Source organism: Roseateles sp., assembly GCF_047654785.1.
GTDB lineage: Bacteria > Pseudomonadota > Gammaproteobacteria > Burkholderiales > Burkholderiaceae_C > Pelomonas.
Window position 1 is genome coordinate 1,592,159 of record NZ_JASGKQ010000003.1, and the last position, 12,778, is coordinate 1,604,936.

Genomic DNA, 12,778 nt, shown 5'->3' on the forward strand with positions numbered 1-12,778 from the left:
CGAAGATTCCTTAGTCAGGCGAATCCGTCTCGGATGGGGTCATCGAGCGGGAAACAAAACGGGCGACGGGCTCGGGCAGCAGCGGCGCCATCTCGCGCAGCGCGCCGCCCAGCAGCGGCACGGCGCGCGAGGCCTGCCAGGTGGACGACGCCGCCAGCGGCGACGCGCCGATCACCAGCACCAGCAGCAGCGCGATGAACACGCCGCGCAGCGCGCCGAAGCCGGCGCCGCCCAGCCGGTCCACGGCGGACAGCGGCGTCGCGTGGATCAGCGTCTTGACCAGGCGCGTGGCCAGGCTCCACACGATCAGCACCGCGAAGAAGGCGATGGCCAGCGTGGCGACGTGGAAGGCGGTCGGGCCGAGCTTGCCGACGGCCGAGTCCGGCAGCGACGCCGCCACCAGCGGCACCAGCGGCGGCGCGGCGAAATAGGCCACGACCCAGCCGGCCAGCGACATCACCTCGTACACCAGCCCGCGCCACAGGCCGATGCCGACCGACAGCAGCAGCAGCGCCGCCAGCGCGAGGTCGACCCAGCTCAGCGAAACGTCCATGGCCCGGGGCTCAGAGCGTCAGGACGGCGCCGGGCAGGCCCGCGCCCTTGAGCCGGGCGGCGGCGCGCTCGGCCTCGTCGCGGCTGGCGAACGGCCCCAGGCGCACGCGGATGCGGCGGCCGCCGGCCGTGTCCACGGCCTGGGCATAGGTCTTGAGGCCCAGCTTCTCGGCCTTGGCGCGCACCTCCTGCGCCGCCTTGTTCTCGCCATAGGCGCCCACCTGGACGATGAAGCGCGCGGCCGGCGCGGACGCGGGCTCCTTGCCCTCCAGCAGCGCCTGCGCGCGGGCGCCGTCGCCGGCGCGGTCCCTGGGCTTGTCGGCAGGCTTGTCCGCCGGCTTCTTCGGTGGCGCGTCGGCCACCTTGGCAGAGGGCTTCTCGACGGGAGGCTTCTCAGCAGGCCTTTCGACGGGTTTTTCAGCAGGCTTCTCGGCGGGTTTCTCCGCCACCCTGGGCGGCGGCTCGGTGGGGGGCTCCGCCTTGGACTCGGCCGCAGGCTCCTGCACTGGCTCGGGCGCCGGCTGCGCCAGCGGCTCGCGCGCGGGCACCGGCAGCGGCGGCACGGCGTCCTTGCGCGGGATGTCGATGGGCAGGTCCACGGGAATGGGCCGCGGCTGGGTCTCGAAGATCAGCGGGAAGCCGACCACGCCCGCCGCGACCAGCACCGCCGCGCCGATGAGGCGGCGGCGGGCGCGCACGCGCAGCACCTGCACGTCGTCGGCCGGGGCGGCCTTGGCGCCGGGCTTGGCCGACTTCTTGGGCGCCGCCGCAGTGGCGGCGTCATCGCGCTTGAGGAAGGAAAACAGGCCCATCGGCGGCGTCTGGCGTCAGTGGAGGGTGGGCGGCGCGGGCGCTGCGGCCCCGGCGGTCACGCGGGGAAGGCCCTGCTGCAGCACGCCTCCCACGGTGTAGAAGGAACCAAAGACGAGGATTCTATCGGTCGTGGTCGCCCCGGCCGCCGCCGCCTGCAGGGCCGCCAGCGGATCGGCGTGGGTGTGCGTGGCGACGCCGGGCGGCGTCTTCAGCCCGGCGGCGAGGAAGGCAGCGTCCAGCTGCGCGGCCGTCGCGGCGCGCGGGATCGGCAGGTCCGTGAAGTGCCACACGTCGACCAGCGGCGCGACCCTGGCCAGGATGCCCGCCAGGTCCTTGTCCGCCATCGCGCCGAAGACGGCATGGGTGCGCGGGAAGAAGCCCATCTGGTCCAGGTTCTGCGCCAGCGCCGCGACGGCATGCGGGTTGTGCGCCACGTCCAGCACGACGGCCGGCTGGCCGGCCAGCACCTGGAAGCGGCCCGGCAGCTCGACCAGCGCCAGGCCGGTGCGCACGGCCTGCGCGCTGATGGGCAGGCGGTCCGCCAGCGCCTCGAAGGCGGCCAGCACGCCAGCCGCGTTCAGCAGCTGGTTGACGCCGCGCAGCGCCGGATAGGCCATGCCGGAGAAGCGCTTGCCCCGCCCGGCCCACTGCCATTGCGTGCGGTCGCCGCTGAAAGTGAAGTCGCGGCCCAGCTGGCGCAGGTCGGCGCCCAGCTCCGCGGCGCGCGCAGCGAGGGACGCGGGCGGCACCGGGTCGCTGACGACCACCGGCCGCCCCGGCCGCATGATGCCGGCCTTCTCGCGGCCCACGCGCTCGCGGTCGGGGCCGAGGAACTCGGTGTGGTCCAGGTCGATGCTGGTAATGACGGCGCAGTCCGCGTCGATGACGTTGACGGCGTCCAGCCGCCCGCCCAGGCCCACTTCGAGGATGACCAGGTCCAGCGGCTCATGCTGCAGCCGGCGCATGATGGCCAGCGTCGTGAACTCGAAATAGGTCAGCGTGATGTCGCCGCGCGCGGCCTCGACGGCCTCGAAATGCGGCACCAGCGACGCCGCCGCCACCGGCACGCCGCCGACGCGGCAGCGCTCCTCGAAATGCACCAGGTGCGGCTTGATGTAGAGGCCGACGCGGTAGCCGGCGTGCAACGCGATGGACTCCAGCATCGCGCAGGTCGAGCCCTTGCCGTTGGTGCCGGCGACGACGATGGTGGGGACGTCGAAATGGATGCCGAGGCGTTGCTTCACCGCCGCGACGCGGTCCAGCGTCATGTCGATGGTCTTGGGATGCAGGCGCTCGCAGTGGGCGAGCCAGTCGTCGAGCGTCATGGCGAGGTCGTTGGGGGAAAGGGGTGGCACGGCGGGTTCAGGCCTTGAGCCATTGCCGCCCGACCGCCGTCAGGCGGTAGCGTTGCTTGCTGCTGCGGGGCTTGTCGGGCAGGGTCATCTCGATCACCTGCATGGCCAAGGCCGGGTTCAGATACGCCTTGCGAAAGTGGTCTGCACCCTTGAGGCCCAGTGCAGTCTGGATTTCCTGCCGGGACATCTCGCCGACCACGGCACGGAGCAGGCGTTCGACTTCACCTGTGACTTCACCTGTGACTTCACCTGTGACTTCACCTGTGCCCACCACCGGGAGAAGGGCCAAGGGATGCCGTGGCAACCGGATCACGAACGAAAGCCGCTCGTCGTCCGTCTCGAACAGCGGCGCGGGCGAGCCGTTGGCGGCCATCTCCTTCAGGATTTTCGGGATGCCGGTGGAGCGCCCCTCTGTCATCTCCAGTTCCTTCAGGAACTCGCCGATGCGCCGGTTGCGGTAGCGGCGGCTGACGGCACGACCTGCCTTCAGGTCTTCCATGCGGATCGACCGATCCGGGCCGGGGAAGCTGACGACCACCAGTTCGTCGTGGCTGATGCGCACCTCGATGGGCTCGCGTTCCTCGTAGGAGCGGTGATAGACCGCGTTGACCACCGCCTCCTCGATGGCGGCGTAGGGGAAGTTCCAGACCCGCGTGGCCTCGGCCCGGTCGGGATGCTTGATGACCGTTTCATGCAGGTAGTTGCGCTGGATGTAGCCCAGCGCCTCGCGCGTCATCCGCGCCAGCGGCCCCTTGAAAATCTTCTCGTCGAAGCGGTCGCCGCCCGCGCCTTCGGGGAACCACACCACATCGATCTGCACGCCGGGGAAGAACCGCTCCGGCATCTCGTTGAAGAACAGCAGGCCCACATGCTTGGGCCACGGCGATTCGGTGGGGCCGCCTGCCACGTTCATTTGCCGCCCCAGCGCCTCGACGGAAAGCCCCGGCGCATCCGCCGCCAGCGAGCTGCCGACCTCCTCCAGAAAACCCTGCATCAAGGGCTGGGAGAGATCGTCGACGCAGGCGAATTGGTTGAAGCGGTCGTCGAACGGAACCTTGGCGGCCAGGCTCAACAGTTCCCGCTCGGTATCGCCCTTGGCCTCGACCGTGCTGCTGTAGCGGCGGATGTAGTAACGCCACGTCTTCTTGCCGGCCGTGACCGCTTCCGGCGCCTTGTAGGGGCGTGTCTGCCCGCCCGGCGCTTGCAGCACGATCAGCTTGCGGCCCTCGACCACCTCCAGGCTCAACACCGGGAAATACGGCGGCTGGATCAACTGGCAGTGCGCCAGCAGCTCGCGCTGGATTTTGTCGAGTTGCTTGTCGGGCAGGCCGACCGGCGGAAACACGGGCCTGCCGTCGGCATCGCAGTCCTGCCCGATCACCACATAACCGCCGCCCAGGTTCTCGAAATCGTTGGCAAAGGCGCACAAGGTACGGATGACCGCATCCGGGTTCCAGCCGGCCTTGTATTCGATGCGCTCGCCCTCGACCGTGCGCTGGCGCAGCAGGTCGCGGATGTTGATGGGGAGCTTTTGGGACACCACTTCAACCTTTGGGGCGGATGCCGTTTTGCGTCGCCATGCCCTGCCTCAACCGGTCAGTTGGCATTTGGCAAAAACAAAGCCAGGCACAGGGCCTGGCTCGATGCTGAAGGCGCGCCGCTCAAGCCACCGCGTCCGCGCTCTGGCGTTGCAGCATCGCGAGCTGGCGGGCGATGGTTTCGCGCAGCTGGCGGCGGTCCACGATCATGTCCACCGCGCCCTTCTCCATCAGGAACTCGGCGCGCTGGAAGCCCGCCGGCAGCTTCTCACGCACCGTGTTCTCGATGACGCGCGGGCCGGCGAAGCCGATCAGCGCCTTGGGCTCGGCCAGCACGATGTCGCCCACGAACGCGAACGAGGCCGACACGCCGCCCATCGTCGGGTCGGTCAGCACGCTGATGTAGGGCAGCCGGGCCTTGGCCAGCCGCGTCAGCGATGCGTTGGTCTTGGCCATCTGCATCAGGCTCAGCAGGCCCTCCTGCATGCGCGCGCCGCCGGTGGCGGTGAAGCAGATGAAGGGCGTCTTCTGCTCGATGGCCGTCTCGACGCCGCGCACGAAGCGCTCGCCGACGACCGAGCCCATCGAACCGCCCATGAAGTCGAACTCGAAGCAGGCCGCGACGACCGGCACGCTCATCACGGCGCCGCCCATCACGACCAGCGCGTCCGTCTCTCCGGTGTTCTCCAGCGCTTCCTTCAGGCGGTCGGGGTATTTCTTGCTGTCCTTGAACTTCAGCGCATCGACGGGCAGCACCTCCTGGCCGATCTCGTAGCGGCCCTCGCCGTCCAGAAAGGCATCCAGCCGCGCGCGCGCGCCGATGCGGTGGTGGAAGCTGCACTTGGGGCAGACGTTGATGTTCTGCTCCAGGTCGGTCTTGTAGAGCACCGTCTCGCAGCTCGGGCACTTGATCCACAGGCCCTCGGGGACCGTGCGGCGGTCGGCGGGGTCGCCTTGCTGGATCTTGGGCGGGAGCAGTTTGTCGAGCCAACTCATGTGTCGTTCCTCTTGTCGAGTGCCGCGCGGATCTCGCGGATGAAGGCGGCGCCGGTGGAGGCGACATTATCAAGCGGCTGGCGCTCCAGCAGCTCGACGAGCTTGGAGCCGATGACGACCGCGTCCGACACGTCGGCCACGGCCCGCGCCGTCGCGCCGTCGCGGATGCCGAAGCCCACGCCCACCGGCACGCTGACGTGCGCGCGGATGCGCGGCACGGCGGCGGCGACCGCCGCGGTGTCGAGGTGGCCCGCGCCGGTCACGCCCTTCAGCGACACGTAGTAGACGTAGCCGCTGGCGAGCTGGCCGGCCTGGGCGATGCGCGCCTCGGTGGACGTGGGCGCGAGCAGGAAGATCGCGTCCATGCCGGCGGCGCGCAGCTTGGCGGCGAAGTCTTCGCATTCCTCGGGCGGGTAGTCCACGATCAGCACGCCGTCCACGCCGGCCGCGCAGGCATCGGCGACGAAAGCGTCCAGGCCGTAGCGCTCGACCGGGTTGGCATAGCCCATCAGCACGACGGGCGTGTGGCCGTTGCGGCCGCGGAACTCGCGCACATAGGCCAGCACCTGGCGCAGGGTGACGCCGGCCTTCAGCGCCCGCTCGCCGGCACGCTGGATGACGGGGCCGTCGGCCATCGGGTCGGAGAAGGGCACGCCCAGTTCGATGACGTCCGCGCCGGCCTCGGCCATCGCGAGCATCAACGCGACGGTGGCCGCCGGATGCGGGTCGCCCGCCGTGACGAAGGGGATCAGCGCCTTGCGGCCTTGCGCCTTCAGCGCGTCGAAGGTGGTCTGGATGCGGCTCATGACGGCCTCCGAAGGGCCGCCCCAAGGTGGCCGTGCGCCCCCTTGGGGGGCAGTGAGCGAATGCGAGCGTGGGGGCTCATTGTTTGACCTTCTCACCGGCTTGCGACGGGCGGTCGAAGTAAGCGGCGCCGGACAGGTCGGCGACGGTGCCGATGTCCTTGTCGCCCCGGCCGCTGAGGTTGACCAGCAGCACCTTGTCCTTCACGAGCGTCGGCGCCAGCTTGATCGCATGCGCGACCGCGTGGCTGGATTCGAGCGCCGGGATGATGCCCTCGGTGCGGCACAGCCGGTGGAAGGCGGCCAGCGCTTCGGCGTCCGTCACGCCGACATATTCGGCGCGGCCGATGTCCTTCAGGTGCGCATGCTCGGGGCCGACGCCGGGGTAGTCCAGGCCGGCCGAGATGGAATGCGTCTCGATGATCTGGCCGTCCGCGTCCTGCAGCAGATAGGTGCGGTTGCCGTGCAGCACGCCGGGGCTGCCGGCGCTCAGCGTGGCGGCGTGTTTGCCGCTGGCGATGCCCTGCCCTTCCGCCTCGACGCCGATCAGCCGCACGGCCTCGTGCGGGATGTAGGGGTGGAAGATGCCGATCGCGTTCGAGCCGCCGCCGACGCAGGCGATGACGGCGTCCGGCTGGCGGCCGGCGAGTTCGGGCATCTGCGTGAGGCATTCCAGGCCGATGACGCGCTGGAAGTCGCGCACCATCGCCGGATAGGGGTGCGGGCCGGCCACGGTGCCGATGATGTAGAAGGTGTTCTCGACGTTCGTGACCCAGTCGCGCATCGCCTCGTTGAGTGCGTCCTTCAGCGTCTTGCTGCCGCTCTCCACCGGCACGACGGTCGCGCCGAGCAGCTTCATGCGGTAGACGTTGGGCGACTGGCGTTTCACGTCCTCGCTGCCCATGTAGACGACGCATTCCAGCCCATAGCGCGCGCAGATCGTCGCCGTCGCCACGCCATGCTGGCCCGCGCCCGTCTCGGCGATGACGCGCGGCTTGCCCATGCGCTTGGCGAGCAGTGCCTGGCCGATGACGTTGTTGATCTTGTGCGCGCCGGTGTGGTTCAGGTCCTCGCGCTTCAGGTAGATCTGCGCGCCGCCGAGTTCGCGGGACAAGCGCTCGGCGTGGTAGATGGGGCTGGGGCGGCCGACGAAGTGCTTCAGTTCCTTCTGGAACTCCGCGATGAAATCGGCGTCGTCGCGGTAGTTGGTATAGGCGTCCTTCAGCTCGTCGAGCGCGTGGACGAGGGTTTCGGAGACGAAGCTGCCGCCATAGGTGGGGCCGCCCGCATGGCGGAAATGCCCGGTCGCGTCGGGCTGGTCGTAGGGGAACATGGTTGTCCTAGCGTGGGAGCTCGGCATCGGCGCGCTTCACGGCGCGGCAGAACTCGTGGATCAGGTCGGCGCTCTTGATGCCTTTCGACACCTCGACGCCGGAACTCACGTCAACGGCCCAGGGCCGCACCTGCGCGATGCCATCGGCCACGTTGGCAGCATTCAACCCACCAGACAAAACGACTGGAGAGGGAACGTTTCGTGGAATGAGTGACCAATCGAAGACCTTGCCGCCGCCGCCATAACCCTCGACGTGGGCGTCGAGCAGGATGGCCTGGGCACTGGAAAAAGCTGCCGCGAAGTCTACCAAGCCGAAGCCCGGCGCCATGCGCGCGGCGCGCAGATAGGGGCGCTTGACGCGCCCGCAGTCGGCGGGCGTCTCGTCGCCGTGGAACTGCACGAGCATGTTGGGTAGCGCGTCGAGCGCGGCGGCCAGTTCGGCGTCGGTCGCGTTGACGAACAGGCCCACGGGCGTCACGAAGGGCGGCAGCCGCCGCGCCAGCGCCCGCGCCCGCTCGGGCGTCACGGCGCGCGGGCTCTTCGCGTAGAAGACGAAGCCGATGGCATCGGCGCCCGCGCCCACGGCGGCGTCAACGTCGGCCTCGCGGGTCAGCCCGCAGATCTTGATTCGAGTGGTCATGGCAGCCAGTTCAAAGCCGCGACTTCGCGCGGGATGTCCAGTTCGGCGTCGTAGCTCGGGCCGAGAAAGTAGAGGCCGTCCGGCGCGAAGGTCGGCGCGGCCACCTTGCGGTCGCGCGCGGCGAGCACCTCGCTGACCCAGTCGGCCGAGCGCGTGCCCGTGCCCACGGCGAGCAGACAGCCCATCAGGTTGCGCACCATGTGGTGCAGGAAGGCGCTGGCCTCGAACTCGAAGCGCCAGTACGCGCCGCGCCGCTGCACGCTGATCTCGCGCAGCGTCTTGACCGGCGACGCGGCCTGGCATTCGGACGAGCGGAAGGACGAGAAGTCGTGCTCGCCGATCAGCCGCGCGGCCGCCGCTTCGAGCGCGCCCTGATCGAGCGGCCGGAAGACCCAGCCGCACTGGCCCGACTCGATGGCCGGCCGCACGGCCGACTCCAGCAGCAGGTAGGCATAGCGCCGGCCGCGCGCCGAGTTGCGCGCGTGGAAGGCGTCGCCGGGGAAGCGGCACCACTGGATCGCGATGTCGGGCGGCAGGTAGCGGTTGCTGCCGCGCACCCACGAAAAAGGCTCGCGCTCGACCTCGGTGTCGAAGTGGACGACCTGGTTGATGCCGTGCACGCCGGCATCGGTGCGGCCGGCGCAGATGGTGCGGACGGGCCGGGCCGCGAAGGCGGACAGGCCCTTCTCCAACGCGTCCTGCACGGTGCGGCCGCCGGGCTGGCTCTGCCAGCCGTTGTAGCCGCCGCCGCGGTAGCTGACGCCGAGTGCAACTCTCATGAATCCCCGCCGAATGGAAAAACGCCCGGCCAGGCCGGGCGTCGAAGTATCGCGGCCGGTGCTCAGCGCAGGTCGTCGAGCATGGCCTGCGCCCGCTCGCGCAGCGGGCCGCTGGCACGCTGGAGCACTTCCTGCAGCACCTCGCGCGCGCCTTCGGTGTCGCCGATCTGGCGGAACTCGTCGGCCAGCTCCAGCTGGCGCTGCAGCGGGTCGCCCTCGTCCTGGCCCAGCGCATCGAGCGCCTGAGCGAGCTGGTCGGGCTGGGTTTCGCCCGGCAGCGTCGTCGGCTCGCCGAGGTCGAAGTCCAGCCCGGCCGGCTCCGCAGGGGGCGGCGGGGTGACGGACAGCACGTCCATGCCGCTGAGGTCGAAGCTCAGGTCGGGCGCCGGCGGCGCGGTGCGGGCGCCATGGCCGGAGAGGTCGAAGTCCATCGTCAGCGGCGCCCGTTCCACGGAGGCCGGCATGGCCTGCGTGGCGGCCATGGCCGTGGGCGACACCGGCTCGGGCGCGTCCAGGTCCAGGTCCAGCGCGAGGTCGAAGCCGCTGACCGGGCCGGTGTCCGGGCCGCGGCGCGACAACGCGTCCGTGCTCAGCTGCGCGTCCAGCGCCGCAGCCGCCGTGGACGGGCCGCTGGGCAGCGCGGTCTGCGGCAGCGTGCTCGCGTTCATCGGCTCGGGACGCAGTTCGAAACCGTCCTCGGCCAGCGCGGGCGCGCCGCCGGGCTGGTAGAGCGGGTTGTCCGGGTCGATGCCACGGCCCAGCTCCTGCGCCTTGGCCCAGTCCTCGCCGCTGCCCTGGGTCTCGGCGTAGAGCTGCACGGCCAGTTGCTCGAAGCCCTTGGTGTCGCGGCGCTTGGCGTAGACCTCCAGCAGCTTCAGGCGGATGGCCAGGCGCGCGGGGTCGGCGCGCAGCGCTTCCTTCAGGATTTCCTCGGCCTGCAGGTCGCGGCCATAGGCCAGGTAGACGTCGGCCTCGGCGACCGGGTCCACGTCGCCGATGGCGTCGAGCTGGCTGAGCGAATAGCTCATCGACGACTGGCCGGTGCTCTGCGCGTCGCGGGTGTCCACGCGCTGGCCGCCGGTGCCGCCGAAGAAGGAGTCGGCCTGCATGCGGCTTTCGTGGAAGCCGGTGTCGGGCGCGCTGGCCGGACGGCGCGAGCGCAGGCGGTACAGGCCCAGGCCGCCCAGCACGGCGACGAGGACGGCCACCAGCGGCAGCACGACGGGGCTGTCCAGCAGCTTCTCGATCAGGCCCGGCGGCTCGGCCACCGGCGGCGGCGCCGGCGGGGCAGCGCTGGCCGGCGCCTGCGGCCGCGACGCCGCAGCGCTGGCGGCCACCGGCGCCGATGCGGGCTCGGCGGTGGCGACCGTCGGCACCGGCAGCGCGGGCGCGGCCTCGGAGGCGGCCGCGGCGGTGTCGGAGGCGGCCGGACCGGCCGCGTTGGAGAGCTGCTTCAGCGCCTCGACATTGCGCGTCAGCTCGGCCACGCGGGCGGCGGCGTCCTTGCGCTCGGTGTCCTTGGACGCCAGCGCCTCGGCGGCGCTCGCGCCACCGGCCTTGCTGAGCGTGAGCTTGTCGGGCGCGGGCGCGGCGGCAGGCTTGCGGTCCTCGACGGCGGCCTGCACCTGGCCCTTGGACTGGCGCTCGTTCTCGGTGGCCTGCAGCGTCGGCGCCGCGGAGGCCAGGCGCTGGCGGTAGGCGGAGAAATCGGCGCTCTGGGCGCGGATGAGCTGGCGCGCCTCGCCCGGCGAGACGCCGGCCAGCGCGTCGCCGCCCGGCACGCGCAGCACGGAGCCGGCCTTCAGGCGGTTCATGTTGCCGTCGATGAAGGCGTCGGGGTTGTTGCGGAACAGGCCCACCAGCATCTGGTCCAGCGAAATGCCGCTGACCTGCGTGCGGCGGGCCACCTTGGACAGCGAGTCACCGGCACGCACCTGGTACTCGGCCATCGCCGCGACCGGCGGCCGCTCGGCGGCCGGCGCCGCAGCGCGGCGGGCGGCCGCAGGAACGGCAGGGGCCGGCGCGGGCGCCGCAGCGGCGTGGCGCGGCAGCGCCGACGCGGCGGCCGGTGCGGGCGCGGGCACGGCTTCGCTGGACACCGTCGGCGCGGCGGCCAGCACCGGCGGCGCGGTGACGGCGGGCGCCGGCTTGGGCAGGGCCGGCGGGTCGAACAGCAGCGTGTATTCGCGCACCAGGCGGCCGCTGGACCAGCTCAGCTCCAGGATGACGTCGATGAACGGCTCCTGCACCGCGCGGTCGCTGCTGACGCGCAGCAGCGTGCGGCCATTGCGGCGCGCCACCTGCACCTGCGTGGAGGCCAGCACCGGGTTGTAGTCCACCCCGGCCGTCCGGTAGGACTCCGCCGGCGCGACGCGCACCTTCAGCGTGGCGGCCTCCTCGGCCGACAGGCTGGTGACGTCGATCTCGGCGCGCATGGCCTCGCCCAGCGCGGACTGCACGCTCAGCTTGCCCAGCCCCAGCGCCTGCGCACCGCCGCTGGCCAGCAGCAGCGCCGCGGCCAGCGCCAGATGGTGGCGGGCAAAGCCAGTGGGGCGCCGGCCCTCGAATGCGTCGCGGATGTGGTCTTTCAAGGCATTCCCCCAAGCAACAAGGCGGGGCCGATGGGCCCCGCCTGTCTCGATCTTCAGCCGGCGCTGCGCGAACCGGGTCTGCACGCGGGTTTGCACGTCATGGCCTGCATCGAGTCTCGAATCAAAAACACAACGGCATCAAGCATATACGCTGAAATGCTCAAGCGGCACCTGACGTGTCGCCTGATTCCCATAGCAATGCACGGCCGAGCCGGGATCGACGCGGCGGATCAGGCCGCCAGCAGGATGCGCAGCATGCGGCGCAGCGGCTCGGCCGCGCCCCACAGCAGTTGGTCGCCAATGGTGAAGGCGCCGAGGTAGTCCGGCCCCATCGCCAGCTTGCGCAGCCGGCCGACGGGGATGGTCATCGTGCCGGTGACGGCGACGGGCGTCAGGTCGCGGACGGTGGCCTCGCGCGTGTTGGGCACGAGCTTGACCCATTCGTTGTCGGCGGCGATCAGCGCCTCGATGTCGGCCAGCGGCACGTCCTTCTTGAGCTTGAAGGTCAGCGCCTGGCTGTGGCAGCGCATCGCGCCGACGCGCACGCAGAAGCCGTCCACGGGGATGCCGGCGCTGCCGAGGATCTTGTTGGTCTCGGCCATGCCCTTCCACTCTTCCTTGGATTGGCCGTTGCCCAGGTCCTTGTCGATCCACGGGATCAGCGAGCCGCCCAGCGGCACGCCGAAATGGGCCGTCTCGTCGGCAGACAGCGAGCGCTGCTTGGCGATGACCTGGCGGTCGATTTCGAGGATGGCGCTCTTGGGGTCGTCCAGCAGCGGCTTGACCGCAGCGTTCAGCGTGCCGTACTGCGTCAGCAGTTCGCGCATGTGCTGCGCGCCGCCGCCGCTGGCGGCCTGGTAGGTCTGCGTGGACATCCACTCGACGAGGCCGGCCTTGTAGAGCGCGCCCACGCCCATCAGCATGCAGCTGACCGTGCAGTTGCCGCCCACCCAGTTCCGGCCGCCGGCCGCCAGCGCGTTCTTGATGACGGGCATGTTGACCGGGTCGAGCACGATGACGGCGTCGTCGTTCATGCGCAGCGTGGAGGCGGCGTCGATCCAGTGGCCGTTCCAGCCCGCCGCGCGCAGCTTGGGGAAGACCTCGGTCGTGTAGTCGCCGCCCTGGGCGGTGAGGATGATGTCGCAGCGCTTGAGCTGTTCGATGTCGAACGCGTCCTGCAGCTTGGTTTCGTTCCTGGCCTGCGCGGGGGCGGCGCCGCCGGCATTGGAGGTGGAGAAGAACAGCGGCTCGATCAGGTCGAAATCGCGCTCGGCGGTCATGCGGTCCATGAGCACCGAGCCCACCATGCCGCGCCAGCCTACGAGGCCTACCAGGGTCGTCATCATCAAATCCTTTCGTCGGTCGTTCACCAAACCCC

At 70.7% G+C, this 12,778-nt stretch carries 11 protein-coding genes; all 11 read right to left on the reverse strand.

The genetic code is table 11. The annotated features are described in order from the left end of the window. Positions 1-10: 10 nt before the first annotated feature. The gene (locus QM788_RS16340; protein WP_415662512.1) at positions 11-553 is read right to left on the reverse strand and encodes a CvpA family protein; all 543 of its coding nucleotides are present in this window, start codon (positions 551-553) and stop codon (positions 11-13) included. A 10-nt stretch (positions 554-563) separates the two neighbouring features. Further along, the gene (locus tag QM788_RS16345; RefSeq protein WP_415662513.1) at positions 564-1,364 is read right to left on the reverse strand and encodes an SPOR domain-containing protein; all 801 of its coding nucleotides are present in this window, start codon (positions 1,362-1,364) and stop codon (positions 564-566) included. 15 nt (positions 1,365-1,379) lie between these two features. Beyond that, on the reverse strand, positions 1,380-2,690 hold the full coding sequence (gene folC / locus QM788_RS16350) for a bifunctional tetrahydrofolate synthase/dihydrofolate synthase (RefSeq protein ID WP_415662998.1): 1,311 nt from the start codon (positions 2,688-2,690) through the stop codon (positions 1,380-1,382). 37 nt (positions 2,691-2,727) lie between these two features. Beyond that, positions 2,728-4,260: a Fic family protein gene (locus tag QM788_RS16355; RefSeq protein ID WP_415662514.1), complete on the reverse strand. Its 1,533-nt coding sequence runs from the start codon at positions 4,258-4,260 to the stop codon at positions 2,728-2,730. Positions 4,261-4,381: 121 nt separating this feature from the next. After that, positions 4,382-5,254, reverse strand: coding sequence for an acetyl-CoA carboxylase, carboxyltransferase subunit beta (gene accD, locus QM788_RS16360; protein ID WP_415662515.1), 873 nt, complete (start codon positions 5,252-5,254; stop codon positions 4,382-4,384). Continuing rightward, positions 5,251-6,060 (reverse strand): tryptophan synthase subunit alpha, encoded by an 810-nt coding sequence (gene trpA, locus QM788_RS16365; RefSeq protein WP_415662516.1) that lies wholly within the window; start codon positions 6,058-6,060, stop codon positions 5,251-5,253. Before trpA ends, accD begins: the two co-directional genes overlap by 4 nt. A gap of 76 nt (positions 6,061-6,136) precedes the next feature. Beyond that, positions 6,137-7,390 carry a tryptophan synthase subunit beta gene (gene trpB / locus QM788_RS16370; RefSeq protein ID WP_415662517.1) on the reverse strand — a complete coding sequence of 418 codons (1,254 nt, stop codon included), beginning with the start codon at positions 7,388-7,390 and terminating at the stop codon, positions 6,137-6,139. Positions 7,391-7,397: 7 nt separating this feature from the next. Further along, entirely contained in the window at positions 7,398-8,030 is a 633-nt protein-coding gene (locus tag QM788_RS16375; protein WP_415662518.1) for a phosphoribosylanthranilate isomerase, read from the reverse strand. Continuing rightward, positions 8,027-8,809, reverse strand: coding sequence for a tRNA pseudouridine(38-40) synthase TruA (gene truA / locus QM788_RS16380; RefSeq protein ID WP_415662519.1), 783 nt, complete (start codon positions 8,807-8,809; stop codon positions 8,027-8,029). The genes QM788_RS16375 and truA overlap by 4 nt, the downstream gene beginning before the upstream one ends. A gap of 62 nt (positions 8,810-8,871) precedes the next feature. Beyond that, the gene (locus QM788_RS16385) at positions 8,872-11,400 is read right to left on the reverse strand and encodes a FimV/HubP family polar landmark protein (RefSeq protein WP_415662520.1); all 2,529 of its coding nucleotides are present in this window, start codon (positions 11,398-11,400) and stop codon (positions 8,872-8,874) included. Between the two features lie 230 nt (positions 11,401-11,630). Further along, positions 11,631-12,743 carry an aspartate-semialdehyde dehydrogenase gene (gene asd, locus QM788_RS16390; RefSeq protein WP_415662521.1) on the reverse strand — a complete coding sequence of 371 codons (1,113 nt, stop codon included), beginning with the start codon at positions 12,741-12,743 and terminating at the stop codon, positions 11,631-11,633. Positions 12,744-12,778 lie beyond the last annotated feature (35 nt).